Raw genomic sequence first — 24808 nt, forward strand, 5'->3', positions numbered from 1 at the left:
AATCGAGAAGCCTTTAGCCCCAGCATTTACCGAGAGCCGTTTTGGTGTCGATTGACTCCACACCTTCGACCGGCTTGTCAGTGACCAGTGCTACACCCGTATCAACGAAGGTTTTTCCTTCAGTTGGTTTAGGCTTTTCTCCGCTATCCGCGAACTTTTTGATCGCTTCAATGCCAAGTGCAGCCATCTGCAACGGATATTGCTGTGACGTCGCACCAATTACACCTGCTTCAACATTCTTGACGCCAGGGCAGCCACCATCGATCGAAACGATCAGGACGTCTTTTTCTCGACCTACCGCTTTAAGCGCCTCATAGGCGCCGGCAGCGGCAGGTTCGTTGATCGTATGTACGACATTGATGGTCGGATCTTTCTGAAGAAGATTTTCCATGGCGCGACGGCCGCCTTCCTCATTACCATCCGTCAAATCACGACCGGCAATACGCGGATCATCTTCATCACCAAGCTTGGTCTTGTCCTTCGGATCAATACCAAAGCCTACAGCAAAGCCCTGATCGCGCAAAACATCAACGCTTGGCTGCGACGCGGTCAAATTGAGAAAGGCTACCTTTGCATCCTTGGCTTTATCGCCAAGCGTTGCTGCAGCCCATTTGCCAACCAGTTCACCGGCAAGGAAATTGTCTGTTGCAAAGGTGGCATCTGCAGCATCTGCTGGTTCAAGCGGCGTATCAAGCGCGATGATCAGAGCACCAGCTTCGCGGGCTTTTTGCAGTGCCGGCACAATACCCTTAGTATCGGAAGCTGTGATCAAAATACCTTTCGCACCATCTGCGATACAGGTTTCCACCGCAGCAACCTGGCTCTCGGAATCGCCATCGATCTTGCCCGCATATGTCTTAAGATTAACGCCAAGCTCCTTGGCTTTCGCTATCGCGCCCTCCTTCATCTTGACGAAGAAAGGATTGGTGTCAGTTTTAGTAATCAGGCAAGCGCCAACATCGGCGGCATTGGCTGGGCCAGCAACAGAAGCGGCCACACCAAGCGTAAAGGCAGCCACGGCTGCCGAGAGAACTGTCTTCTTCATAAACTCCTCCCAGAGTGAAACCGGTTCCTCTTCCCCCGGCGTGATCAAAGGAAAACACGGCTTTGCAAGAGAGTCAATTAATAAATCCACTTGATTTATTAATCTGGTGTGTCACTCTGTCGAGGGGGAATTCCACTTAGTGTTTTTTGTTCGCGCACATGGAAATCAGCTAAGTTGATGTTTTTATTTAACATGTTCTAAAAAGAACGCTTTTTCCATTGCCTCGAATGAGATAGGCAAACTCAGGTTAAATATCCGGGACACTGGGAGAGGATATGGTCAGGCACACTTCAGAACGTGGATCTGAGCAACGCGGCGATCTCGCCGCCGCAGGACCACCTTTGCCGCAATTTGCGCAAACAGGCGCAAATATTGATCGTGGATCCAATCAGATCGGTGTCCGCGCTTATAACGAGCGTCTTGTGCTTGCCTTAGTGCGCCGACACGGTGCAATGGCGCGTGTCGACATCGCTCGGAAAACCGGCCTCTCCGCGCAAACAATTTCAGTGATTATTCGCGAACTGGAAAAGGACGGACTTATCACGCAAGGTGAACGCGTACGTGGACGCGTCGGACAACCGTCCATGCCTATGCGACTTGCCGCAGATGGCGTTTTCTCATTCGGCCTTAAGATTGGACGCCGCAGCGCTGAAATAATCCTGATGGATTTTCTGGGCCAAATACGCCAACGACGCCACATCACCTATGCTTGGCCTGTTCCCGATAAAATCCGCACATTTGCTTTCGATAGTATCGATGAATTTACTGCCGCGCTTGATGCAGACAAACGCGACCGTATTGCAGGTCTGGGGATCGCACTGCCTTTTGAGCTTTGGAACTGGGTTGAGGAAGTGGGCGCACCCGCCGCCGATATGAACGCCTGGCTAGATGCCGATCTGATCAACGATTTCGGTTCATCTCTGCCTTTTCCAGTCTTTTTGCAAAACGACGGCACAGCCGCCTGTGGAGCAGAACTAACTTTCGGACGCGGACCTGAATTTACGGATTTCGTTTACTTCTCAATTGGATCCTTTATAGGTGGCGGCGTTGTGCTGAATAACACGCTCTATCCTGGTAGAACCGGCAATGCTGGCGCTCTGGGTTCTATGCCGATGCGAATGCGTGAAGCAGACGATAAGCGTGAAGCGAGCCAGCTCATTGATACAGCATCGCTGTTCGTTCTTGAACGGATGCTGCGTGAACGAAATATCTCGTCCGAAGATTTATGGTTGTCGCCAGAACAGTGGCCAGACTTTGGACCATCGCTTGATGAATGGATTGCGTTGGCGGCACGTGGACTGGCACATGCCGCAGTTGCCGCCACAACGGTGATTGATTTTCCCGCAGCGATTATTGATGGTTGGTTGCCCACAGATATCCGTCAAAAAATTGTAGAGGCAACGAAAATTGAGCTTAGGCGTATGGATCTGCAGGGTATTTCAGCACCTGAAATTCTTGAAGGGAAAGTCGGCGTTCACGGAAAGGCAATGGGGGCTGCCAGCTTGCCGCTCTCTCATCGCTATCTGTTCGATCAAAGGGCAGTGTTACTTTAACGAGAGTGCCGAGGTCACTCATTCTTTGACGCATTTTTTGTGCGAATTCTCCGCTCAATTGAGAAGTCTGTAAGGCACTGTAACCTTAACGAGAGCACGGGCGTGTTTGAATGGCGAATGGCATTTTGAGCTGAACTACAGGCAGGCGATTTCACGCCACATGCTGGTTGCGGCTTTGCGTAATTCCCGGTGAACGGCAGAACTGTATTTGTTTCTTGGGAAGTCATGCAGGTTGTAAATGGGGTCGTGAATGGAAGCGAACTTTTGTAAATGTCGAGCGGACTTGAAGCGCTTCATGATGCGCTCTCGTCGCCGGACAGGCTGATGCGAATTCTCGCCCCGATTGTTTAAACCCTTGTGCTGACGATGGTCGCAAACGCTTACGCCAATCGCACGATTTGCTGCACCATAAGACCCAAGCTTGTCGGTGATCATGACGCGAGGCGAACAGCCCTGTCCAGATAAGAGCTTACGGATAAAGCGTTTGGCAGCCTTGGTATCTCGGCGTTTTTGCACCAAGGCTTCCAGTATAAACCCATCCTGATCAACCGCACGCCAGAGAATGTGCTTCTCACCTTTGATTAATATCACGCATTCGTCTAGGTGCCATTTGTCGCCAAGACGTGATGTACGGCGACGGATGCTATTGGCATATTGTCGCCCAAACTTCTCAGCCCATTCGCGCACTGTCTTGTGGGTAACGATGACACCACGATAAGCCAGTATGTCCTCGACCATGCGAAAGCTCAACGGGAAACGGAAATACAACCACACAGCTTCCGCGATAATTTCAGCGGGAAAACGATGACGGTTGTAAAGTGAAGAACCAAGCTGTTGCATTGCGAATAATCGCTCGCTCACATTACAATGAATTTAACGTAACGGTGCCCCAAAATCTACGCCCAACCCGTCAGACAGGTAACTGCCGCCCTGTTAACATGACAACACCATATTTTGATAATTGCAAATTATTTACGTATCGAATATTGTACTAAAAATGGTGTCATTTATTTCACTGGAGTTAATTATGCAGCGTGTGGAAGCGAACGTCGCTGTAAGCGTATCGGACCTCAAAAAAAGCCCCTCGGCTGTGATGGAGCAGGCACAAGGCGAGACTGTAGCTGTCTTAAACCATAACCGGATCATGGCTTATATGGTCCCGGCAGAAATTTACGAGGAAATGCTCGAGAGATTAGACGACTTGCACCTTTCAGAAATTGTTATGCGGCGCGTAACGGAAAAAGGCGAACCGGTAAATCTCGATGACCTTTGAGCTTGAGATCATACCATCGGCACGCAAGGAGTGGGACAAGCTTGGATCCAGCATCAAGGAACAGTTCAAGAAAAAGCTTCGTGAACGCCTTATCTCTCCGCGCATGCCAAGTGCAGTCCTTCATGGCATGAAAGATCACTACAAAATTAAGCTTCGCCAGCTTGGATATCGCTTGGTTTATAGAGTGGATGACGAGAGAGTTACGGTTTTGGTTATCGCGGTTGGTAAGCGAGATAAAGGTGATGTGTACAAAGTTGCGAAAGAAAGAGCGCAATAATAGACTGCATCTCATCAAGCATCGCGATGACAGCTTTGCGGAAGAGGGGCACGCCTAACATAACAGAAATGAATCGGTTGTGGCCAATTGATTCATAAAACGCGTTGGACGTAATCAGCAAATCGCTGGATCGTGTGCGGGCACCGTTACGTTGACTTCTCCAAGGTCACGTTCAAAGATAATTAAATCACCCTCCCAATTTCCAAATTGCAGACGATTGCCAATAAAATCAGGACGTTGATGAATGTGAAACGCTTCTGGAATGCGGGAACTGCGTGAGGTTATGTCGCAAAATTTTTACTGTTTCTGCGTCCTGTCATGATCACAGCGTGTCATTGCGGGAGGTAAAGAGTAATGACGATCACTTTCAAAGGGTCTCATTTTCCCAAAAGTGTCATCCTTTATGCGGTCTTCTTCTATGTTCGCTTTCCGGTTTCCTATCGCGACCTTCAGGAGATTATGGCTGAACGTGGGGTAGATATTGATCATGCAACATTGAACCGGTGGGTTGTTCGATACGCCCCGCAGATTGCGGGTCAGGCACAGAAGCGTAAGCAGCCAACGTCAGGCTCCTGGCGGGTCGACGAGACATATATAAAGGTCAAAGGGAAATGGACCTATCTGTACAGAGCCGTTGATCATGACGGTCAAACTTTGGAATTTATGCTCTCAGAGCACCGAAATATCGGTGCAGCAAGGCGCTTCTTTAAGAAAGCCATCGCAAGCAATGGTGTTCCGCACAAGGTGGTCATTGATAAAAGTGTAGCGAACCTGGCTGGTGCACAGGCTGTAAACACGATCCTGAAAATCACGAGCACGGGCACGATGATGGAAATCCTGCAGGTTAAATATCTCAACAACATCCTTGAACAGGATCATCGCTTCATCAAGCGGATCACCAAACACATGTTAGGCTTCAAAGCCTTTCATTCAGCGTCTGCTACAATCGCTGGCATCGAAGTTGCTCATATGATCCGTAAGAAGCAATTCGCCAACGACAATCGGTCGCCATTCGAGGTGTTTGCGGAGCTCGCTGCATAACTGTGTCCAGAGTAAGGCCGCTTATACCCCACTCAAAAATTTGCGACACAACCCTTTCGCAAGCTCGTTTTCATTACAGATGGAAAGGTTGTCCAACGGATTTGAGTTAGAGCCAGAACTTTTGACTGGCACTCATATTGTTTATTCTTGTGTAAGAGATTTCATTATGCTGGGGCGACGAAAGGCCGGTTGTGTAGAAAATTTTTTACATAATAATTTAATTTTGCATATGAGCGGCAGTCAGCGTTAATCCAAACTCCAATGACCATTCACGCTTATATCGCTCACTAATTGCGTAAGTTGATTTTGAACAGCAACAACTGCATTACTCGTCTGACTCCGCTGTGCGGTGAGTATGACGAACTTTCTATAAAGAACAGGGCTTGAAATGAGAGCGCTAGAAAAGCTTCGGGGGCCATTCTCTGATGCGGTAAGGCTCCACCCCATGACTGTCATTCCTAAACCTTCGCGAACAGCCGATTTAATACTGCCAGCCCCTTCAATTTCAAAGGCGACATTGAGATTTAAGCCCGCTTTTTCAGCTTCGCGTTCCATGAGAACGCGGATTGCATGTTTTCTTGATGGCATGATCAACGGTAGGTTCGCAAGTTCCTGAAGTGTAATGCTTGGCTTTCTTCCTTTGAAGTATCCCCTTGGTCCCAAAGCGTACAAGCCTTCTTTAAAAGCAAATGGGGCGTTAACGCCCGCTACATCAGAGAGATTGACAACAATGTCATAATTACTGGTTTCCAGTCCATTTTTGAGTGTCTGGCTATCGCCTTCACGTAAAATAAGGCGCAGACGTGGAAATTTTTCTCGGCACATCTTGATCAGAGGGGCCGATAGAATAGGCGCTATCGAACTGACAAGCCCAAGAATAACATCTCCAGAAGGCACAAAAGCTTTTTCGCGTGTTGCGTGTTCTGCGCGCTGTATTGCGTGCAGTATGCTTTGACAGTGAACGAGCAGCGTCTCACCTGCTTCAGTCAGCACCATTCCACGAGCGGTACGCGTCATCAACTTTACATTCAGTTCGTCTTCGAGAAGGCGAATGTGATGGCTGAGAGCCGGTTGCGCAATTCCAAGCTCTGCAGAGGCCTTTGTCAGCGAACCGTGCTCCACAATGCTTACGAAATAGCGCATACGAATAACACTAAGGATCATGCTAACTCCGCGATGAGAGGGAATTAAATGTGCGTTCGAGCACCTGAATATCCAGCATTATCGTGTTTGATTTAGAAGTATAAAAATATTCTATGAATCATATTAGCATTATATATTTGATTGATCTGAAGGCGCAATATACTCATTTGTTCAATGAACACGAAAAGCAGAAAACTGCTTCTATGGAGGAATAATGATCCATTTGAACAAACTGACAGATCGCCCAAATAAGGATTTGATTTCAGCACTTAGTGTCTACTCTCCGGCAACTATTCATGAAGCGCAGGGAAGGCGAGGGGCCTTGTCATCGCGAATAAAGCCAGTTGATGCGGGTATGAAACTGTGCGGACCGGCATTTACGGTCGTCTGCGCTCCGCGTGACAATATCATGCTTCAGGTAGCTATCTCCTACGCTTCCCCAGGCGATGTCATTGTTGTGTCTGCTGGCGAATATGAAGAAGCAGGTTCGTTTGGCGACGTTCTGGCTAACGCTTGTATGGCCGCAAAATTAGGTGGTCTTATTACCGATACGGGTGTGCGTGATACGGCGCAGCTTCGGCAGCTTGGGTTTCCTGTTTTTTCTCTCAGTGTGTCAATCAAAGGCACAGTGAAGGAGACACTGGGCGCAATAAATCAACCGATCATCATCGGGGGAGAGACTATTAATCCGGGTGACGTCGTTGTCGGCGATGCCGATGGCGTCGTCGTTGTCCGCCGCTCTGAGGTTAAAGACGTCATCGAACTTTCTCGGATCCGCGAAGACAACGAGGCTGGTTACATCGAAGCTTATAAGGCTGGAAAATCTGTTATCGAGGTGAGCAATCTTGAAGGAAAGCTGCGTGAAAAGGGCTTCGTGATAGGTTCTTAATGATCTGTATTCCGCTGAGTTGCGGAAGTTCTGACCTAACAATTCAATAAAAAGGGGAACGGTATGACATATCTGAAATCTATGCTTTTGGCGGGCAGTGTGATTTTTGCGGGGATCTCTTCTGTAACATCGGCTGGCGCTGATATTCTGAAAGACGTCAAGGATCGCGGCAATTTTATCTGCGGTACGCTTGGTACGTCCGAGCCATTTAGTTTTCAGGACGCCACGACCCGTGAGGTCGTTGGATATGAAGTCGATATTTGTAAGGAGATAGCTGACAGCCTTGGCGTTCCGCTTGAACTCAAGCTGATCTCTGTTGAAGCCCGTATCCCTGAACTGGTCGCCGGACGCGTAGATGTCGTTGCTGCCAATCTTGGCTGGAACCCAGAACGCGCGCAACAGATTGATTATTCTGACCAGCATTTTGTCAGCATGCAGAAGATCCTTGTCCGCACGGATTCCGATTTGAAATCCTCTGACGAATTAGCGGGCAAGCGCGTCAGTGCTGTGCGTGGCTCAAGTTCGGAACGCGGCGCACGCGAGCACATCAAAGATGTGAATGTCCTAACCTTTAAGGATGGTGCGAGCGCATTTCTTGCAGTTCAGCAGGGCAAGGTAAGCGGCATGGTTTCATCTGAAATGGCCCATATCAAACTTCGCGACGCAGCTAAAAAGGATGGTGGGGTAGAGGTTACTATCCTTGAACCCGCATTGTTTGCTGAACCATGGGGCCTTGGTATTCGTAAAGGTGAGGATGCTTTTAAGGAGCATGTAAATAAGGTTCTGACAGACCTCGAAACCTCCGGTAAATTCGATCAGATCTTTGATAAGTGGTTTGGTATTGAAACCTCGTTTGGTGGTTTGAAGCGGGAATTTAAGATTGAGGAAATTAAGGAGTAACAGCTGCTCCTTAACAGCCCGCATTGCGGGCTGTTTCTTCAATTCGCTTTCGCCGATTTCTGCAAGGCGCATTTAACGAAAAGCTCATCACAAAGTGAGATGAGAGCATGCAATATAATTTCGATCTTAATGTTATCTTCCAAGAACAATACTTCAATCTGCTCGTTTTAGGTTTCTGTACGACGATCCTACTGACACTGACTTCGCTCTTGCTTGCATTCTTTGTCGGGAGCGTGCTTACAGGATTGAGGCTGACAGGATGGTGGATAGCTGACAAGTTCGTTGCCGTTTATGTCGCTTTTCATCGCAATGTGCCGATGGTGGTGCATATCCTGTTCTGGTATTTTGGTGTCGCGGCCGTATTGCCTCAACCTGTCACCAATTGGCTCTACAACCATAATGCCGAATTCGTTATGGCTATGATCGCGATTGGTCTTGTTGGTTCAGCCTATATTTCAGAGGACCTGCGAAGCGCGGTTCGTTCGATACCTGCAGGCCAGACCGAAGCAGCTCGCGCACTTGGATTAAACTATATATCCACCTTACGGCGTATCATTTTACCACAAGCCTTTCGGATCGCCATACCACCTTTGGTAAGCCAGACTGTGTTGATGTTCAAAAATACCAGTCTTGCAATGGCGATAGGCGTTCTTGAGCTGACTGCTGCCGGTCGTGAGGTTGAGAACTACACTTTTAAGACATTCGAGATCTATGTCGTTATTACAGTTTTCTATCTAGTATTTTCACTGTTGATCATGTGGTGTGGCGGTCTTCTCGCTGATCGTTATTCGACAGTTGGGCGGTCTGGTGCAGCAGCGGCGAAAGCAGGTTGAGCATGCTTGAGATTCTTCAAAATAACTGGCTTCTTCTTCTCGTTGGCTCATATCCACATGGCCCTGTTGGTGGATTGGTGGCAACGCTGGGAATGGCCATAAGCAGTATCTTGTTGGCGCTACCGCTCAGTATTCTGCTTGCTCTTGCTCGCATTAGCCCTTTCGCGGCTATACGAATGCCAGCAATTGCTGTGATCTATTTTGTTCGCGGTGTGCCGCTGCTAATGTTCATTTTTTGGGCTTATTTTCTCATTCCGCTTCTCACAGGTATGCCGGTTCCCGGCTATGTGGTGATGGTCGTCACGCTCGCCTTTTATGAGAGCGCTTATCTTGCAGAAATTATTCGTGCCGGTATTCAGGCACTGCCTGCCGGTCAATACGAAGCGGGCAGAACTCTGGGGTTGCCGTATCTGAAGGTCATGCGAGTTATTATTCTTCCTCAGGCTCTCTTCAACATGTTGCCGAGTATGCTCAATCAGTTGGTTTCGACGGTGAAGGAAACTTCACTGGCCTATATCATCGGCACGCAGGAGCTAACTTTTGCCGCGGACCAGATCAACAACGTGTTGTTGACCAAGCCCTTCGAAGTTTTTGGCCTTCTGGCGCTGACCTATTTTGTCTTGAATTTCACGCTGACATCCATCGCGAAGTTCGCCGAGAATAAAATCTACGACAAGCGTTCCGGCGCTGCGTCTACAGTCGAGAGTACAGCGGCATGATAAAGTTTTCGAATGTTTGTAAATGGTATGGTGAATACAAAGCCCTGGACGACATTAATGCTCATGTTAATCGTGGGGAAGTTGTCGTTATCTGTGGACCGTCTGGTTCTGGTAAATCGACCTTAATCAGAACGATCAACCGACTTGAAGCGATTCAATCCGGAGACATTCAGGTTGACGGCGTAAACGTAAATGCGCGTTCTACGAATATAGACGAACTGCGCACCCATATTGGTTTCGTGTTCCAGCAATTTAACCTGTTTCCCCACCTCAGCGTGCTGGAAAATTTGACACTTGCACCATTGGAACTGAAAAAGGCCAAGAAAGCCGAAGCTCAGGCGCGAGCAATGGAGCTGCTGACCCGCGTGGGGCTAGCACACAAAGCAAACGCCTATCCATTACAGCTTTCCGGTGGTCAGCAGCAGCGTGTCGCTATTGCTCGCGCACTGGTCATGCGGCCTCCGGTTATGCTTTTTGATGAGCCGACAAGTTCGCTGGATCCTGAAATGGTTGGTGAAGTCTTGCAGGTCATGAAGGGGCTCGCCAGCGATGGAATGACGATGGTTTGCGTTACACATGAAATGGGGTTTGCCCGAGAAGTTGCCGATCGAGTCTGGTTCATGGACGAGGGGCGTCTGATCGAAACAGCTACGCCTGACGAATTCTTCGCAAATCCAAAAAGCGACCGTGCCAAAAAATTTCTTTCTGAAATTTTGTAGAGCATCTGATCCTACACATCACGAGGCAATGGCACGTGGACCAGTGTTTGTGTCCAGCGCCAGCTTTCTAAGCATGAGGACATTATCATGACTGAGTTTCAAGCTGCATCCAGAGTAAATCGTATCAAACCATCGCCAAGTTCGATTGCGGCGGCACGCGCTCGTGATCTGAAGGCAGGAGGCCGTGACATTGTCGATCTTACGGTAGGCGAGCCGGATTTCGATACGCCTGACAATATCAAGACAGCAGGCATTGCGGCGATCAATGCTGGAGACACAAAATATACACCGGTCAACGGTACACTTGCTTTTCGCAAGGCAATACAAGGAAAATTTGAGCGCTCGCTCGGGCTTGCCTATGGCAATGACCAGATTTGTGTCGGTGGCGGCGCCAAGCAGGTCATCTTTCTGGCGCTTATGGCAAGCGTTGAAAGTGGTTGTGAAGTTATTATTCCAACGCCTTATTGGGTTTCCTATCCTGATATGGTTCTTGCCAACAATGGCACGCCGGTCATCGTTGATTGCTACGAAGAAAATGGTTTCAAGCTGACAGCTGAAGCACTTGAAAAAGCGATCACCCCAAACACTCGTTGGCTGATCATAAACTCGCCGTCCAACCCGTCAGGTGCAGTTTACACGCGCGAAGAGTTGAAGGATCTTGCGGCAGTGCTCGTTCGGCATCCGCATGTTTGGGTACTTGCAGACGAAATCTACAATGAAGTTCTGTTTGATGTGGAACTGCAAGATAATCTCGCAACTGTAGAGCCGAGCCTCAAGGATCGGCTTTTCATTGTGAATGGTGTTTCGAAGTCATATGCTATGACCGGATGGCGCATAGGATACGGCGTCGGAAATATCCAACTTGTCGCCGCGATCAACAAACTACAATCGCAGATTTCTTCGTGCCCATCATCGATTAGTCAGGCTGCAGCTGTTGAAGCGCTCAATGGCGATCAGACTTTTATTGCTAAGGCTGCGAATGTCTATCGTGCGCGTCGTGATCTTGCTGTCGGCCTGTTGAATGCCATTCCGGGTCTGCGTTGCACGTCCCCCAATGGTGCCTTCTATGTATTCCCAAATTGCACAGGGGTTATTGGTAAGACGACACCGGAAGGCGTACAGATTGAAACTGATCTCGATTTCATTCTCTACCTGCTTGAAAGCGTTGGGGTCGCTGCTTTGCACGGTAGCGCATATGGAATGCCCGGATATTTCCGGCTTTCAATTGCAACTTCAGAGGATGTCATCCGCGACGGCTGTGCTCGCATTGCAGCCGCGGTGCAGACATTGAAATAAATCTATTCAACAGATCATATCTTGAAAAGTAAGGGCCCACGTCAATGAGTGGTGACTTGTTACGCAGTAAGCTGGAAAATGGTGCGAGCGTTACGATGTTCAATCCTCACCATGTTTCCAGCGGCTTAGCGGCTCGTTTGGTCGAGCTTGGCGCAGATTCCGTGTTTCTTGATTGTGAACATGGAACGTGGAGCTTTGATGATGTTCGCACGACTGTTCAAATTACAAGATCAGTTGGTGGTGCAGCGATTGTTCGCCCGCATTCACATGAGCGGCCAATTATCATTCGTTACCTGAATGCTGGCGCAGATGGCATCATGGTGCCGATGGTCGAAACGGCAGATCAGGCGTGGGCAATTGTTGAAGCCGTGCGGTATGCTTTGCCCAACGATCATGCAAAGCGGCTCGTCATTGCCATGGTCGAAACAACCTCTGCAATTGATTGTCTTGAAGATATTCTTGCTGTTGAAGGCATTGATGTCTTCTTTATTGGCCCCGGTGATCTGTCGCAGGATATGGGGTATCCTCCGGCGCCACCCTTTGGCACACCGCGTCCTGGACCGGTTATGGTGAAGATTGCTGAAGCGGTCGATAAAATCCGGGCTGCGGGCAAAATTGCAGGCACGCTTGCCACACTTGATGAGATCCCGCACTTGCGGGCAAAAGGTGTGCAGTTTTTTTATATCCACTCTGATCCTTTTCTGCGCGCCGGAATTTCGGAAATTAAGAAGACCTTGGCTTGCGAAAGGGAGAATAGATGATAACTCAATTATTTGATCTCAGCGGTAAACGTGCCCTTATTACTGGTTCTTCGCAGGGTATCGGACTTGCACTTGCTGGCGGAGTGGCTGCACATGGCGCTGAGGTTGTCCTTAATGGTCGCGATTCTACAAAGCTTGAAGCTGCGGCTGCATCTTTGCGCGCACAAGGATATGCTGTCGAGGCGGCGGCGTTTGACGTAACCAATGCACACGCTGTTCAGGAAGGCGTGTCCGCGATAGAGAAAAATCAGGGGCCAATCGATATCCTGATCAATAATGCCGGAATGCAGTTTCGTTCACCGCTCGAGGATTTTCCTGCTGATCGATGGGAGCAGTTGCTGACAACGAATATCTCCAGCGCCTTTTATGCCGGGCAGGCAGCAGCACGTTTCATGATTGAACGCGGTAAAGGCAAGATTATCAATATTGCATCTGTTCAGAGTGAACTCGCACGCCCGGGCATAGCACCTTATACCGCAACCAAAGGTGCTATAAAAAACCTTACCCGTGGCATGTGCGCAGACTGGGCGCGTTATGGTTTGCAGATTAACGCCATTGCGCCGGGCTATTTCAAGACACCACTCAATCAGGCTCTCGTGGACAGCGAAGAGTTTTCTTCATGGTTGGAAAAGCGCACCCCCGCAGGACGCTGGGGTGATGTGGAAGAGTTGATCGGGGCAGCAGTGTTTTTGTCTGCACCGGCATCGTCATTTGTAAATGGACACACTCTCTATGTTGATGGCGGAATCACCACTTGCCTCTGATTTGACATGGCCAGCCCCTGTCGTTGTGATGGGGGTTTCCGGCTGCGGAAAATCATCAGTCGGACGTCTTCTCGCGGACTATCTTCAGGCCGAGTTTATTGAAGGTGATGAGCTGCATTCACCGGCCAATGTTTCAAAAATGCAGGCTGGTATTGCGCTCAATGATGATGATCGCTGGCCCTGGCTTGATGCAATCGGCAGCAAGCTTGCAAAAACGCCAAAAGTCGTGGTCTCCTGCTCAGCATTGCGAAAAACGTACAGAGATCGTTTGAGAGTTTCGACGGGGCGCCCGCTGAAATTTGTTTGCCTGCATGGGCCAAGACAATTGCTGTTTGATCGCATGTCAGCGCGCCAGAACCATTATATGCCGGCAGCATTACTCGATAGTCAGCTTACAACGCTGGAAATCCCGACATTAGAAGACGATGCGATCGTCGTCGATATTGAACGCTCGGTTCAGAGTGTTGTTGATCTGGTGCTGCCACTGGTCACCAGCAAACGATAAACAACTTTTCCGCAATGATTAGGGTGCACAAATGTCTAAACCTCAAATTCTCCTAATGGGCGCTTATCCTGAATGGGACCTCGCTGATCTTGAAGCACAATATCAGGTTCATAAGGTCTATGAAGCGCTGGATCGCGATGCTTTTATCGCTAAGCATGCGCGCGAAATCCGCGCAATCGCGACCCGTGGAGAGCTTGGTGCATCAGCAAGCTTGATGAAATCATTGCCGAAGCTAGAAATCGTTTCCTGCTATGGTGTGGGGACCGACGCGATTGATCTTGAACATGCCCGGGGCGCTGGCATTCGGGTTACCAATACGCCTGATGTTCTGACCGCTGATGTTGCTGATCTGGGCGTTGCACTGCTGCTCGCAACTGCGCGTAAGTTGCCACAAGCTGACCGGTTTGTACGTGACGGCAAATGGACCAAAGGCAATATGGAACTGGTAACGCGCGTCAGCGGTAAACGCGTTGGCGTGGTTGGCTTTGGACGCATTGGCGCGGCCGTTGCAAAGCGACTGGCCGCATTTGATTGTGATGTTGCTTATTTCAGCAGAAGCCAGCGCGAAGGGGTTGCATATCCTTTTTTCCGGAATCTGCTTGAAATGGCAAAGTGGTCGGAATTCCTCATCGTCACCCTTTCGGGCGGTGATGCCACCTGCAATATCATCGATGCCACTGTATTAGAGGCGCTTGGTGATCAGGGCATTCTGGTCAATATTTCTCGTGGTTCGACCATTGATGAAGCTGCACTGCTCGCGGCGCTTGAAGGCAAAACAATCAAGGGTGCAGGGCTCGATGTCTTCCTCAATGAGCCAAATATCGATCAGTGCTTTTTCGCTCTTGATAACGTGGTTCTGCAACCACATCATGGTTCGGGCACACTCGAAACGCGTCAAGCGATGGGCAAACTCGTGCGCGACAATCTGGCTGCGCATTTTGCCGGTTCAGCCCTGCTTACCCCGGTTGTTTGAGGAAAGTCCATGAAAGCTATTGTCATTCACGCCGCAAAAGATTTGCGTATTGAAGAGCGGGAGCCTGAAGCCGCAGGTGCCGGACAAGTGGAAGTGAAGATTGAAGCGGGCGGCATTTGCGGCTCCGATCTTCACTATTATAACCATGGTGGGTTCGGTACGGTTCGCGTGCGCGAACCGATGATCCTCGGGCACGAAGTCGCCGGAACGATCGTTGCGCTTGGAAGTGGTGTGTCCGGTCTTGCCATCGGTGATCGGGTTGCCGTCTCACCAAGCCGGCCATGTGGTGATTGCGAATATTGTCAGAAAGGCATGCAGAACCACTGCTTCAATATGCGCTTTTATGGCAGTGCAATGGCTATGCCGCATATTCAGGGTGCATTCCGCCAGCGATTAGTGGCTGAACAGGCGCAATGCTTTAAGGTTGCTGAAGACATTGCTATCAATGAAGCGGCTATGGCTGAGCCATTTGCTGTGACCCTGCATGCGGTTGCGCGCGCTGGCAGCCTGCTGGGCAAGCGCGTTCTGGTGAGCGGTTGCGGACCGATCGGTGCGCTGGCTATCATTGCGGCGCGTGCGCATGGTGCCTGTGAGATCGTGGCGACCGACGTTATGGATGCGGTGCTGGAAAAGGCTCTTGCGGTTGGTGCAGATAAGGTCATTAACATCGCGAAAGACCCGCAGGCGCTTGCTGCAAATGCAGCGAACAAAGGCTATTTCGACGTTCAGTTTGAGGCATCCGGGAATGAACAGGCCATCAGCAGCGGGTTGGATGTGTTGAGGCCACGCTCGGTTCTGGTGCAGCTTGGACTGGGTGGTGATATTTCGCTTCCGCAGAATACCATCGTTGCAAAAGAGATCGAATTGAAAGGCACATTTCGTTTCCATGAAGAATTTGGCCTGGCCGTTGATCTGATCAATACGAAGCGAGTCAATCTCAAGCCTCTTCTGTCGGCTGTTTATCCGATTGAGGACGCAGTTAAGGCATTTGAAATAGCCGGAGATCGTAGTCAGTCTATGAAAGTTCAGCTAAGTTTCTGATGTGGGGTGGGGAAAGAGGCTTGCGCAACCATGCGCAAGCCTCTTCTAGACAAGAATTAAAAATGGAGAATTTCGATGTCGCAAGCTGAAATAGGTCTGATCGGCCTCGGCGTTATGGGGTCTAATCTGGCGTTGAACATTGCCGAGAAGGGCAATCGTATCGCTGTGTTTAATCGTACTGTTGAAGCGACACGCAAGTTTTATGCGGCTGCTGGCGAGCTCAAGAGCCAGATTATCCCATGCGAAACAATCGAAGAATTCATAGCTGCCATTCGTCCGCCGCGCCCTATCATTATCATGATCAAGGCGGGTGAAGCCGTTGATCAGCAGATGGATGCGCTTGCTGGTCATCTGGCCAATGGCGATATTATGATCGATGCAGGGAATGCAAACTTCCGCGATACGATGCGTCGTTTTGAAAGCCTCAAAGACAGCGGTCTGACCTTTATTGGCATGGGTGTTTCCGGCGGTGAAGAAGGCGCGCGGCATGGTCCTTCGATCATGGTCGGCGGCACAGAGGAATCTTACAATCGCGTTCAGTCGGTTTTGAAGTCGATTGCTGCGAAATTTAATGATGAACCATGCGTCGCGTGGCTTGGTGAAAATGGCGCGGGTCATTTTGTGAAGACCATCCATAATGGCATTGAATATGCCGATATGCAGATGATCGCTGAAATTTACGGTGTCTTGCGCGATGGTCTGGGCATGTCGGCTGCTGAAATCGGAGAAGTTTTCGGCAAATGGAACAAGGGACGCCTGAATTCCTATTTGATCGAAATTACCGAGAAGGTGCTGGCTGCAAGAGATCCGGCCACTGGGAATCCGGTTGTCGATATTATCCTTGATAAAGCAGGGCAAAAAGGCACCGGAAAGTGGTCTGTTATTGAAGCGCAGAATATGGGCGTTGCTGCGACCAGCATTGAAGCTGCTGTTGCTGCGCGTTGCATTTCCTCGCTGAAGGAAGAGCGTATCGCTGCGGAAGATATACTCGGACTGCCACCGGTTCCAGCTTTGTCAGTTGCTGATAAGGCGGCTTTCATGGATGATATGGAAAATGCTCTTCTGGCAGCCAAGATTGGGGCTTATGCGCAGGGATTTGCGACGCTTTCCGCCGCCTCGCGGGAGTTTAACTGGAACCTGCCAATGCCAACCATCGCTAAGATCTGGCGCGAGGGTTGCATTATTCGATCGCAGTTTCTTGATGAAATTGCGAGTGCATTTGAAGCTGCGCCAGATGCTGCTAATCTGATTGTGACGCCGGCTTTTGCCGCGCTCATTAATGAAACAGACGGCGCATTGCGGTGCGTTGTTTCGATTGCTGTACTGGCTGGATTGCCAGTACCAGCGCTCGCATCTGCACTGGGATATTTTGACAGCTACCGTCGTTCGCGCGGCACAGCCAATGTCATTCAGGCCCAGCGTGATTTCTTCGGCGCACATGGCTTTGACCGTGTTGACGGCAAGGATATTCACCATGGCCCTTGGGGCTTCAATAATTAAACTCGAAGGATGGGAAATTATAGGAGCCGTTATTGAAGAAAGGCGCATGTTCTTGAGTGGTTATCATAGTTGTTTTCTTTGATCCTTCACTCGGGCTCGCGCGCTTTTTGCTTTGAGTAGCTTGCTCTTGGACGGGATCATAACACATCTATTATTTTTTCAGCATGCTTTCCACGATATCAGAGCCCAATGCTGTTTTTAACGCATCAACTCCATTTTTGGGCAATCTCGAAAGGCCGCTGACGATACCTTCTTTCCATGCGTCACCGTGGCGTGTTTGCACCAGAGCTTCGAAGAGCAGAGCGGCCTGTGTAAGGTCCTTGTCGGCTGTTGATTGCCTTTTAAATCTTAACGGACGACGGATTTTCTCCGATCCAGCTTCGTACAATGTTTTTGACTGGCTATCTGCAATGGCTGATGGGTACGTGTTCTTGACTCTAACTCAAAATCCGAAACAGGCCAACCAATTCGCACCGTTTAATCGGGCGAACCCAGACGTATCGTTGGTAAAGCCCAATCAGGACTGCAGCAATTCAGTGTAAATGAGCTCGATACGCGCAGCCTCCTCTTCAGTCAGGCTGGCAAACTCCCTTTCGCGAGCACGCTTCGACAGCTTACCGCCATTCTGGCTTAGAAAGCGGAACAGGAGATCGAGCAGCCTGTCCGGCATGTCAATCATGCGCGAGACCTCATTCTTGAAACTATCATAGGTTTTCAGGAAGGCGGTTTCTGCTGGCAGGTCAGTATCAATGGTACGCGCCACGCATTCGAACAGGAATTCCGCATGGGGCGTTGCGTCGAAATATCGATAAAAATCGACCGTCTCGTTCAGCACCTCGACATTGCCTCGCTCGGTCGGTCGCCAGCGGACAAAAGGCAACAGGCGACGGGAATAGGTCTTCAAGACGTGCCGGTACTCATCAATGCGGTCGAGAATGCCTGCCGAGACAGGAAACACCAACCCAGGCGGATTGAAACCGCGTTCCGCCAAAACATGATGGATGACGTAACGATGCAAGCGTCCATTTCCGTCCTCAAACGGATGGATATAGACGAAGCCGAAAGCAAGGGTGGCCCCGGCTAATACCGGGTCCAGTTGCCGTGCTGCACCGCGGTCGAATGCGGTCAATCCTTCGATCAGAGTCGGCAGATCGTCATGCCGGGCGCTGACATGATCCGGAATGGGCGCGCCGCTCATGCGATCATGCTCTCCGACAAAGCCGCCATCAGCGCGCAGGCCAAGGTGCACGAAACGCGCATCGCCAATAACGATGCGCTGCAATCGTTCCAGTTCGGTACGGTCGATTGGATGGCGACCGGCCTCCGCGATAACCTGTCCCCAGCGTTGAATGCGGTCCGGGGGAGGGTCTTCGCCTTCAATCTGGAAACTCGACCGTGAATCCTTAAGGAGCAGGAAGGCCGCAGTACGGGCAAGCAAATCCGCCGGCACCTCAGCGATCAGGCGCCGAGCCTCCTCGCCGAGATCTCGGGCGATAAAAGCATCCAGCTTGGGTGTGCGGAAGATCATCGGGCAGAAGGCGGGTGTGCCCGGCAGATTATTCTTCACCCGATGGCGAGAGGATGTCGTCCCATCGATTGCCCATTGCAGATCGGGATCGACGACCAGGGCGTATGTGCCTTGGGTTGCATCATCGAGATCGAGCCTGGTGTCGAGCAGCCATTCATAAAGAAACCAGAGACGCCGCGCATACGCACCGGTCGGCGCTGCATGCACGATCTCGATAAGTGGCCCTGGCCCAGTAGCCTGAAACAGGGCTTTAAGGACGGCTAGGTCCAGACCTTCGTAACGTAAAGCGAAGGTCAGATGGCCTGTGAGACTAGCGTCTGGTTGGTGGCGTGGCGTATAAAGCTTCCAGTCGTCAGCTTGATAGACTTTGTGGCGCGCACCGATGGCGGCGAGGTTGATCGGCACGGGAACAGCGAGCTCGAAAGCGTCGATTAGGGACGCGTATCCGACCGGGATTGCTCGTTCCGGCAAGCGACGGTCGTGAAAAAAGCTTACCTGGCCTGAAAATGGCTTCTTTTGCCCAGGAAGCATGATTTTTGATACTTTCCCATGAAATTCGTTTTCACTCGCATTGTGTCATGAAAACCAATCCTATTCAATGAATTTCGAATCTAAATGAGGTCACTCTGTGAAAATCAATAACAGACGCCACGAGGGGAGATCAGGCTCCGTTCTGCGAATGATCGGAATATGAGTTCGGGGAGGACTCTGTAGCCGAAGCACTTCCCCGGGTTCTGGCGCGAATTTTTTATTTCTGCTGCGCTATTGTCGTTTCGGTGGGAATAATTGAGTGAGGTGACTGGCTATGGCGATTGATTTCAAAGGTTTTCATTTCCCCAAAAGTGTCATCCTTTATGCAGTGTTCTTCTATGTTCCTTATTCCGTTTCTTATCGTGATCTTCAGGAGATCTGGCCGAGCGTTGGGTGGACGTTGACCATGCAACATTGAATCATTGGATTGTTCGTTACGCGCCGCAGATTGCAGATCAGGCTCAGAAGCGTAAACATCCAACCCTTCACTCGTAGCGAGTTGATGGTTCCACCAGAGATTGTCCCGTTGCGCGCTGCGCGCGCTAGTGTTTTCAACCCATTTTCCATTCGTGTACGACGATCTTCCAACCATCCCGAGGACGCAGGGGAATGGCAAGTCGGGTAGTGTTAGCAACATGGAAAAGCTGCCCCAGTTGCACATCATGCCTTCCATTATGGCATGTCGAAGCAAAATTTTTTGCAATTCTGCTTTTAACGCATTTGGCAACGTGGTTCGTCGGCTTTGGGTTGGAGCCGGGAATATTGACTGGAAATCTGGAAAGCGGACAGCAGATTTTCTGCACGGGCGGATTCTTGACTTTGGCTCAAAAACAAAAGAACCGCCGACAAATATGCCTCGGCTAATGGTTATGTCATAACTGCCTTGTGCTAATGTCCCAGGTGTATCAAGGCAAGACAAAGCTACTTATCGGACGATTAACAAACATAGTTAACGTCAGAGTAATGAAAACTATCAACTATTTGTGTTAAATATTAAAATAATAATTATTATAAATCATTGACTAAATGGCTGCCAATTCAACGCGTAGCGCGTAAATCGCAACTGGCCTTGCCGCGTTAGATTGGGAGCGCCCTTCACGACGGCAATGCGATCGCCTACCAGAAAAGAAGCTTTGTAAGAGCAGCCGATCGGTAATCCCTCATTTTTCATTGCTTTTGCCCGCATGAGCCAAATCTCACCCTTCAGAGGGATTTCAGTTCCCCCGCCTCACTCCTGCGCACAAGAAAAAACTGCTGTACATCCTGAGTTTGAGTATTCTCAAAGAATGACAGACTAAATTTCTGCGGCCTGGCTCAACTTGAGCAGATGATCCCGACAAATAACATCGACTTCGTCAATCAACTTTTGCGTACGCGCTGACAACCACTCCAAAGCTTCCTGACTAATCTCAAAATGCTTTGAATACCGCGCTTTGACATAAGCTTCGTTTACCACATTAAACCATGCGGAATAGCGCTGCTGATCTCGCGGCCAAACATCCGCCAAACCTGGCGCCTGGCTTTCCGCAATGCTCCGTAAGAACTTAATGTTATGCGAAGCAGGTGTGTAATTGGTCAACGTAAGGAGCAAACCGGAATACGCTTGCTCAATGGCCTGGTGGAAAAGAAAAGCAGCTTCTTTCAGACTGTTTTCCTCAATGCCCATTCTTGCAGCTTTGACGAAGAACCGAGCATGCGGCAAACGATCCTCAAAATAGTCTTTTGCAATTCGATATGCGTCACGATCTGATATTGGCCGCGGTTCGGCCAATGGCTCATCATCGAGTTGATAGAGCACAATTCCCTGGCGTCTGATATCGACAAAAAAGTACTGTCCTTGCTTAAGTGCATTGTTGATCTCTCGTCTCGAGTGAACGATGAACTTAACAGGGGTCTTCAAATCCTGTGCGTGGATGAGCCGGTCATCTGCCTTATTCCAATAAATTGCAAAGTCGGTAAGCCGCTTATCGTTTACAATAATCAGAAGATCAAAATCAGATTGGTATCCCTTGGATGTATGGGGCTCATCAACCCAGTCGCCGCGGGCGTATGATCCGAAGAGAATGATCTTCAAGATACGCCCACGCTTTTTAAACTCTGCTGACCCAGGCTTCAACGCATCCTCAAGCTCCTCCAACAAGATCTGAACTGTTCGATGCAGTTCCTCTTGTTTCGCGAGTGGCAAATGTTCAATGCTGGATTTCATAAGGGGCGCATAATTTTTGAACGACATCAGCAATGCATAACTCCAATTACAGAGACTATCCAGATATTCGCCCTGAGGCAGCAATAACAGTTAAATTTGATGCAACAATTTTGATGTTAATTTACAGATATTTTGCGTATACATCTTATCAAATCAGCCATATTTGATTTATTTTACATGATTTTTATATTGATTGGAAATTTTTGTTGCGACAAAAATGCTGGTTGAAGCCAAAGTTTCTCGGAGAGTCGCAATGAACCCTACGGTGTTGTTCTGGTCGCGGACGACCGCTGCTCGATAGTCCTTGACCAGCAACTACTATGGCATTCTGAAATGAGGCCGATGGCTTGGTGGCCAACACCCTGATATCCGTTCATCAGCACAGTGGGATCGGGCACTTGCCCAAGAATATGCTTCGTCCGTTATGAAGATGCGGATTGGAGACTGGTCAACGCCTATTAGAAGTCCAGAAGCCGACGGGATCTGTTGCAAACTTTTCGTCAATGGATGAGCTGATAGTATCCTGGCATTTAATCAACCGGGTATTTTAGATGTTTAAAGGCCGCCATTTTGATGAGTCCGTAATTCGGCGATGCCGTGTTCATGCGGTTGCACAGAACGCCGGTCGGTCGTCAGGCCCAATTGCCGCCGCAGTGACGACTGCACACTGAGCCGGTCTAAAGTCTCGCCCTCAATGACGCTTGTTTTGATCGCTTCATCACTCAAAAGTTCGATACGCAACAGATCGCGCTCGGCAGGATTGATATGGCGCACCGCGCCGATCACTTCGCCGGCTGACAGCAGGAATTGTTGCTCCAGACTGTGCAGCGCCGCAGCGTCATAGTGGAAATTGGGCCAGTCCGGTTGTGTCCAGTTCCAGGTCACGAGCGATAGTGTCCATTTCTATAGCTCATTATTTTAGAAAATATGATTAATAGAAGTGAGCCTTATCACTCAGGGGCGCTGCTCGTCAAATTTCCGCCTCGCAGTCTCAACTGTCTGAAGATTGGCCTCTGCCCAAATCCAAACGCCGCAGAAGGCTGCTCCTAAACTCATACCCAGATGGGTCAGTCGGTAGTCCACGCGCGGTGGTACAACCGCATGCACTGTGCGCGAGACCAGTCCATCGCGCTCCATCTGGCGCAGTGTTTGCGTCAGCATTTTTTGACTAATATTCGGGATATGGCGCGCAAGCTGCGTAAAGCGCAATTCTTCATGCTCATTGAGCATTTCGAGAATAATCATCGTCCATTTATCCGCGACCCGGCCAATGAGATCATTGACCAGTGCCTCGACTTTTGGATCCGGCGCTCTTGTATGACTTTTCTCTGGAGGACTTGAGGGCCTCGTGTGTTTCAAACCGGACAATTCAATACTCTCTTTTTGGTAAGTATAATTCTTTTAAGTGCCTTCTTTCCATCAGATAGCAATAAGCTCATTTAAGCACCAGTGGCCTTGGAGCCTGGTTTGATCTGACTGGACCAAATCATCGCTCTAACAAGCTGTTTTAACGCGATGCCTATAGCTGTTTCACACTTTTGGCATGCGCTCTAGCGGAGTAAATTGCATGAAAATAACTGGCAATACGATCCTGATTACCGGCGGCGGGTCAGGTATCGGGGAAGCATTAGCGCACCGCTTTCACGATTTGGGAAACACTGTTATCATTGCCGGACGGCGCCTGGATGCACTTGAACGAGCGTGCATCGGACGCGATAACATGCACGCGATAACAGTCGATGTTGAAAGCAGCCCAGACATTTCTGATTTTGCTATCGATGTTATCAGAAAATATCCAAGCATAAATGTTCTTTTTAACAATGCAGGCATCATGCGGTCTGAAACTTTGGATCATCAGCGTGATCTTACTGATGCTGAGGCAATGATCACGACAAACTTGCTTGGTACCATCCGTATGACCGATGCGTTCATCAATCATCTTGTGGCCCAGCCAGATTCAACAATAGTGAATGTCAGTTCAGGTCTGGCATTTGTTCCGCTGTTTAGCGCTCCGACTTATAATGCGACCAAAGCAGCAATCCATTCATATACCATTTCATTGCGTGAGGCTTTGAAGGGGCAGGTTGAAGTCATCGAGTTGGTTCCGCCCGCAGTGCAGACAACACTCACGCCCGGTCAGGAGACACGTGATGGCTACCAGCCATTGTCAGAATTTACGGATGAGGTCATGGCGTTGTTTTCACAGAAACCGACACCGGCAGAAATACTTGTTTCGCGCGTGGCATTCCAGCGACACGCTGAAGCCGAAGGGCGGTTCGACGAAGCACTGGCAAGACTGAGCGATATGGCCAGAAAGTTCGGGGCAGGCTGACAGTCTGTCAAATCCGACGTCGCGAAGTGCGTGCGTGGCGCGCTTCGCCGCACATATGCGCTCTGGTGCGGGTAACCTTGCCTGTCTATGGCATCGCTTGCGGGAAGGGGCGGAATCCGACGCTAACGACACGGTCGAGTTCTGTTTCAGCAAACAACGTAAACTGAGCGCTGCCAAATGCATTATCCGCAAGGCACTCGCCCGCCACGGCAGGCCAGTGCGCATTACCATCGATGGACGCGAGACAAATAGAATAGCTATGATGCAATGCGATGCGGAGATCCGGCTTAGCCAGGCTGGCAAACCGATTGTCATTGCTCCAGCAAATACATGAACAACACGATTGAGCAGGATCATCGCCGCATCAAACGACGCACACGCTCCATGCTAAGTTTCAAGTCAGAAACCGCAACCGGTATCACGCTCACCGGTATTGAGCTCATTCACATGATGCAAAAACAGCAAGGCATCTTTGCAGCCGCTAATGCACTCTCAATCAAACAACAGTTCGAAGCACTCGCTGCATAACTGCGTCAAAAGATAAGCCGCACTATTCATCGCAGCAATTATTCAACATCAAGTTGGAAAAACTGACCGACTGAAATGGTGAAATTGTCTTCCAAACATATATGACTTTTTTATTTCTTCGCCCTTTACCCTCTCTCGAAATCCTATGAGCTCCGGCAGCATAGTGCCCGCTGTGAAACAGGGAGCCCACAGGTAATCAGGCCGGGCACAGTAGAAATGACAATGGATATCGCCGTTCTTGGTATCGGCATCGCTTTCTTCGCAATGCTGTTTGGCTATTTGCGCCTTTGCGAGAGGCTTTGAGGAACCCGCCATGCTGATTGAATATATCGCAGGCGCCCTGGTTGCGGCTTTCGTTGCCGCCTACCTTCTTTACGCGCTCATTCGTCCGGAACGGTTCTGAATAAGCAGCCGATTTGAGCCTAGAGCGCATCCCGAAAAGTCGGAAGCC

General features: G+C 49.7%; 24 protein-coding genes and 5 pseudogenes. 20 read left to right on the forward strand and 9 right to left on the reverse strand.

The window, feature by feature from the left end; translation table 11 throughout:
• Positions 1-13: 13 nt before the first annotated feature.
• Entirely contained in the window at positions 14-1045 is a 1032-nt protein-coding gene (locus J2782_RS20300; protein ID WP_310015814.1) for a substrate-binding domain-containing protein, read from the reverse strand.
• Between the two features lie 275 nt (positions 1046-1320).
• Here J2782_RS20300 and J2782_RS20305 point away from each other — a divergent pair, with 275 nt between their 5' ends.
• Positions 1321-2598 carry an ROK family transcriptional regulator gene (locus J2782_RS20305; RefSeq protein ID WP_310015816.1) on the forward strand — a complete coding sequence of 426 codons (1278 nt, stop codon included), beginning with the start codon at positions 1321-1323 and terminating at the stop codon, positions 2596-2598.
• 135 nt (positions 2599-2733) lie between these two features.
• On the opposite strand, the gene J2782_RS20310 is transcribed toward J2782_RS20305, so the two are convergent.
• The gene (locus J2782_RS20310; RefSeq protein WP_310015818.1) at positions 2734-3438 is read right to left on the reverse strand and encodes an IS6 family transposase; all 705 of its coding nucleotides are present in this window, start codon (positions 3436-3438) and stop codon (positions 2734-2736) included.
• 187 nt (positions 3439-3625) lie between these two features.
• On the opposite strand from J2782_RS20310, the gene J2782_RS20315 reads away from it, so the two are divergent.
• Together J2782_RS20315 and J2782_RS20320 are read left to right on the forward strand one after the other, a co-directional pair.
• Positions 3626-3871: a type II toxin-antitoxin system Phd/YefM family antitoxin gene (locus tag J2782_RS20315; RefSeq protein WP_310015820.1), complete on the forward strand. Its 246-nt coding sequence runs from the start codon at positions 3626-3628 to the stop codon at positions 3869-3871.
• A complete protein-coding gene (locus J2782_RS20320; protein WP_310015821.1) occupies positions 3861-4148 on the forward strand; it encodes a type II toxin-antitoxin system RelE family toxin in 288 nt (95 codons plus the stop codon). The genes J2782_RS20315 and J2782_RS20320 overlap by 11 nt, the downstream gene beginning before the upstream one ends.
• Before the next feature lie 147 nt (positions 4149-4295).
• Here J2782_RS20320 and J2782_RS22980 read toward each other — a convergent pair.
• Positions 4296-4427, reverse strand: a pseudogene (locus tag J2782_RS22980) (IS30 family transposase); the annotation flags it as partial.
• A gap of 75 nt (positions 4428-4502) precedes the next feature.
• Here J2782_RS22980 and J2782_RS20330 point away from each other — a divergent pair.
• A complete protein-coding gene (locus tag J2782_RS20330) occupies positions 4503-5189 on the forward strand; it encodes an IS6 family transposase (protein ID WP_310015823.1) in 687 nt (228 codons plus the stop codon).
• Positions 5190-5435: 246 nt separating this feature from the next.
• Here the strand turns inward: J2782_RS20330 and J2782_RS20335 are convergent, their stop codons facing one another.
• Positions 5436-6353 carry a LysR family transcriptional regulator gene (locus J2782_RS20335; RefSeq protein ID WP_310015825.1) on the reverse strand — a complete coding sequence of 306 codons (918 nt, stop codon included), beginning with the start codon at positions 6351-6353 and terminating at the stop codon, positions 5436-5438.
• A 193-nt stretch (positions 6354-6546) separates the two neighbouring features.
• Between J2782_RS20335 and J2782_RS20340 the strand changes: the two genes are divergently transcribed.
• The 12 genes from J2782_RS20340 to gndA all read left to right on the forward strand — a co-directional run bounded on the left by J2782_RS20340 (position 6547) and on the right by gndA (position 17232).
• On the forward strand, positions 6547-7221 hold the full coding sequence (locus J2782_RS20340) for a 4-carboxy-4-hydroxy-2-oxoadipate aldolase/oxaloacetate decarboxylase (RefSeq protein ID WP_310015826.1): 675 nt from the start codon (positions 6547-6549) through the stop codon (positions 7219-7221).
• A gap of 63 nt (positions 7222-7284) precedes the next feature.
• Positions 7285-8121 carry an ABC transporter substrate-binding protein gene (locus J2782_RS20345; protein ID WP_310015828.1) on the forward strand — a complete coding sequence of 279 codons (837 nt, stop codon included), beginning with the start codon at positions 7285-7287 and terminating at the stop codon, positions 8119-8121.
• A gap of 107 nt (positions 8122-8228) precedes the next feature.
• The gene (locus tag J2782_RS20350; protein WP_310015830.1) at positions 8229-8954 is read left to right on the forward strand and encodes an amino acid ABC transporter permease; all 726 of its coding nucleotides are present in this window, start codon (positions 8229-8231) and stop codon (positions 8952-8954) included.
• Positions 8955-8956: 2 nt separating this feature from the next.
• Positions 8957-9673 carry an amino acid ABC transporter permease gene (locus tag J2782_RS20355; protein ID WP_310015832.1) on the forward strand — a complete coding sequence of 239 codons (717 nt, stop codon included), beginning with the start codon at positions 8957-8959 and terminating at the stop codon, positions 9671-9673.
• On the forward strand, positions 9670-10392 hold the full coding sequence (locus J2782_RS20360; protein WP_310015834.1) for an amino acid ABC transporter ATP-binding protein: 723 nt from the start codon (positions 9670-9672) through the stop codon (positions 10390-10392). The genes J2782_RS20355 and J2782_RS20360 overlap by 4 nt, the downstream gene beginning before the upstream one ends.
• Positions 10393-10479: 87 nt before the next feature.
• Entirely contained in the window at positions 10480-11688 is a 1209-nt protein-coding gene (locus J2782_RS20365; protein WP_310015836.1) for an aspartate transaminase, read from the forward strand.
• A 44-nt stretch (positions 11689-11732) separates the two neighbouring features.
• Complete coding sequence (locus J2782_RS20370) at positions 11733-12449, forward strand: HpcH/HpaI aldolase family protein (protein ID WP_310015838.1); 717 nt, start codon at positions 11733-11735, stop codon at positions 12447-12449.
• Entirely contained in the window at positions 12449-13213 is a 765-nt protein-coding gene (locus J2782_RS20375; RefSeq protein ID WP_310015870.1) for an SDR family oxidoreductase, read from the forward strand. Before J2782_RS20370 ends, J2782_RS20375 begins: the two co-directional genes overlap by 1 nt.
• Positions 13182-13718 carry a gluconokinase gene (locus J2782_RS20380; protein WP_310015840.1) on the forward strand — a complete coding sequence of 179 codons (537 nt, stop codon included), beginning with the start codon at positions 13182-13184 and terminating at the stop codon, positions 13716-13718. The genes J2782_RS20375 and J2782_RS20380 overlap by 32 nt, the downstream gene beginning before the upstream one ends.
• A 31-nt stretch (positions 13719-13749) precedes the next feature.
• A complete protein-coding gene (locus tag J2782_RS20385) occupies positions 13750-14691 on the forward strand; it encodes a 2-hydroxyacid dehydrogenase (RefSeq protein ID WP_310015842.1) in 942 nt (313 codons plus the stop codon).
• Between the two features lie 9 nt (positions 14692-14700).
• Entirely contained in the window at positions 14701-15732 is a 1032-nt protein-coding gene (locus J2782_RS20390; protein ID WP_310015845.1) for an L-idonate 5-dehydrogenase, read from the forward strand.
• Between the two features lie 75 nt (positions 15733-15807).
• Positions 15808-17232, forward strand: a complete 1425-nt coding sequence (gene gndA / locus J2782_RS20395; protein WP_310015847.1) for an NADP-dependent phosphogluconate dehydrogenase — start codon at positions 15808-15810, stop codon at positions 17230-17232.
• A gap of 151 nt (positions 17233-17383) precedes the next feature.
• Here gndA and J2782_RS20400 read toward each other — a convergent pair.
• Positions 17384-17560 (reverse strand): annotated as a pseudogene (locus J2782_RS20400) (nucleotidyltransferase family protein); the annotation flags it as partial.
• A 189-nt stretch (positions 17561-17749) separates the two neighbouring features.
• Complete coding sequence (locus J2782_RS20405; protein ID WP_310015849.1) at positions 17750-19291, reverse strand: Fic family protein; 1542 nt, start codon at positions 19289-19291, stop codon at positions 17750-17752.
• 274 nt (positions 19292-19565) lie between these two features.
• Between J2782_RS20405 and J2782_RS20410 the strand changes: the two are divergent.
• A pseudogene (locus J2782_RS20410) lies at positions 19566-19783 on the forward strand (IS6 family transposase); the annotation flags it as partial.
• Between the two features lie 802 nt (positions 19784-20585).
• Here the strand turns inward: J2782_RS20410 and J2782_RS20420 are convergent.
• The 3 genes and pseudogenes from J2782_RS20420 to J2782_RS20430 form a co-directional block, all read right to left on the reverse strand.
• Complete coding sequence (locus tag J2782_RS20420; RefSeq protein WP_404989689.1) at positions 20586-21524, reverse strand: nucleotidyltransferase and HEPN domain-containing protein; 939 nt, start codon at positions 21522-21524, stop codon at positions 20586-20588.
• A gap of 555 nt (positions 21525-22079) precedes the next feature.
• A pseudogene (locus J2782_RS20425) lies at positions 22080-22382 on the reverse strand (DUF4172 domain-containing protein); the annotation flags it as partial.
• A gap of 69 nt (positions 22383-22451) precedes the next feature.
• The gene (locus J2782_RS20430) at positions 22452-22856 is read right to left on the reverse strand and encodes a winged helix-turn-helix transcriptional regulator (RefSeq protein WP_310015872.1); all 405 of its coding nucleotides are present in this window, start codon (positions 22854-22856) and stop codon (positions 22452-22454) included.
• 208 nt (positions 22857-23064) lie between these two features.
• On the opposite strand from J2782_RS20430, the gene J2782_RS20435 reads away from it, so the two are divergent.
• The 3 genes and pseudogenes from J2782_RS20435 to kdpF all read left to right on the forward strand — a co-directional run bounded on the left by J2782_RS20435 (position 23065) and on the right by kdpF (position 24760).
• Complete coding sequence (locus tag J2782_RS20435) at positions 23065-23829, forward strand: SDR family oxidoreductase (protein ID WP_310015851.1); 765 nt, start codon at positions 23065-23067, stop codon at positions 23827-23829.
• A gap of 127 nt (positions 23830-23956) precedes the next feature.
• A pseudogene (locus J2782_RS20440) lies at positions 23957-24357 on the forward strand (DDE-type integrase/transposase/recombinase); the annotation flags it as partial.
• 313 nt (positions 24358-24670) lie between these two features.
• A complete protein-coding gene (kdpF, locus tag J2782_RS20445) occupies positions 24671-24760 on the forward strand; it encodes a K(+)-transporting ATPase subunit F (RefSeq protein ID WP_036567035.1) in 90 nt (29 codons plus the stop codon).
• Positions 24761-24808: the final 48 nt, after the last annotated feature.

Source organism: Brucella pseudogrignonensis (genome assembly GCF_031454375.1).
Lineage (GTDB): Bacteria > Pseudomonadota > Alphaproteobacteria > Rhizobiales > Rhizobiaceae > Brucella > Brucella pseudogrignonensis_A.